The sequence below is a fragment of the Hymenobacter lapidiphilus genome, from assembly GCF_013377885.1.
GTDB lineage: Bacteria > Bacteroidota > Bacteroidia > Cytophagales > Hymenobacteraceae > Hymenobacter > Hymenobacter lapidiphilus.
This window is the reverse complement of sequence record NZ_JABKAU010000095.1, coordinates 1-1188: the sequence shown is the minus strand read 5'-3', so window position 1 is coordinate 1188 and position 1188 is coordinate 1. Positions and strand designations below refer to the sequence as shown.

The following is a 1188-nucleotide window of genomic DNA, read 5'->3' as shown; positions in this document are numbered from 1 at the left end:
GGTCCGAATAGAATAACGAGCCTTTAATCACTCCTAACCGTGGCTACCTTGGGCCTTTCGAATTGCCGTCCTTTCCATGCGTCGCTCCCTCTGGCTCCTTTTGCGCTTATTGCTCCTCGTGGGGTTGCCTGCGCTGCCAGTGGCGGCACAGCAACTTCCTCCGCCTCCCGATACCATCGCGGTGCCCTACCGCCTGCGCCAGGCAGATTGTGCCCTGTTTCCGGCAGCGGCCACCTTGCCGCCGGAACTGGCCAAGCTAGCGCCCCCACCCGGCCGCTTTACCCCGACCCGCCGGGACGTCTGGACCGCCGAAAAAGCCTTGCGCCGGGTCTCGCTAGCGCGGGTGAATGCCCAACCGGAACCGGCCTATTACGCGCAGTACCCCGCGCTCATCCAACAGCACTTGGCCGACTACCGGCGCCAATACTTTGGATTTGTCAATCCCGAAGGCCACCGCTGCCTCTTCCTCAATCTGTTTATTGAACAGCGAGAAGAGGTGCCGGGGAGCGTGCCGTTCTGGTTACGGCAAGCCGTCTGGACGTACGATGGGGGCAGTGCCTATTGGTCCATTTGTTACGATTTGACCACGCATTCCTTCTATGATTTTCGTCACAACGACGAGGGATAAGACAGCTTGGCGGCGGAGGCCTGTGTTTGCGCAAACGGTCCGAAGATAAACGCGCTCAATTTATTCAAAGGAGCGAATGAATCAACGTCTAGATAGCCTCAGATAAGGCCCAATAGGCAAACATTTTATCCAACCCTATTCATTGTTCCAAATCAGGTGAAGCGAGCAGCTTCCAGATTTCAGCGAACGGGCAATCTATATTTAGGCACTCTTTCTTGCTCACTCCTTCTTTCAGTATGAAAAGTCAGTCCGCTTGTGCCTTGCTAGTGATAAGTCTTTCCGTTTTCTCCTGTGCAGGTGATAAAACCAAAGAAGACCCGCAGCCGACCAATCCTATTCCAGAAAATACGGTATCGCTTAAGATTGATGGCGTCCCGATTTCGGTCGATTTGAGCCATACGGTCGTCAATGTGTACAGCAGTTCCTCCAACCTGCTGACAGCCGCCATTTTTACTACCGACTTCCCTACGCAACAGGTTGTCCGGCTGGTGCTAGAGGAATACAAGGGTAAGCCGGGCGTCATCACGTCTTACCCCCCCTCCTCCACCAGTGGTCTAAGC

At 54.9% G+C, this 1188-nt stretch carries 2 protein-coding genes; both read left to right on the top strand.

Features of this window, described 5'->3' with window-relative positions; translation table 11 throughout:
• Positions 1-76: 76 nt before the first annotated feature.
• Positions 77-628 (top strand): hypothetical protein, encoded by a 552-nt coding sequence (locus HW554_RS20205; RefSeq protein WP_176910333.1) that lies wholly within the window; start codon positions 77-79, stop codon positions 626-628.
• Between the two features lie 236 nt (positions 629-864).
• Positions 865-1188: hypothetical protein (locus HW554_RS20200; protein WP_176910332.1), on the top strand; the 324-nt coding region annotated here is incomplete at its 3' end.

Excerpts from the sequence above, each read along its gene's own strand:
- HW554_RS20205 (WP_176910333.1), top strand. The coding sequence starts at position 77 with ATGCGTCGCTCCCTCTGGCTCCTTTTGCGCTTATTGCTCCTCGTGGGG.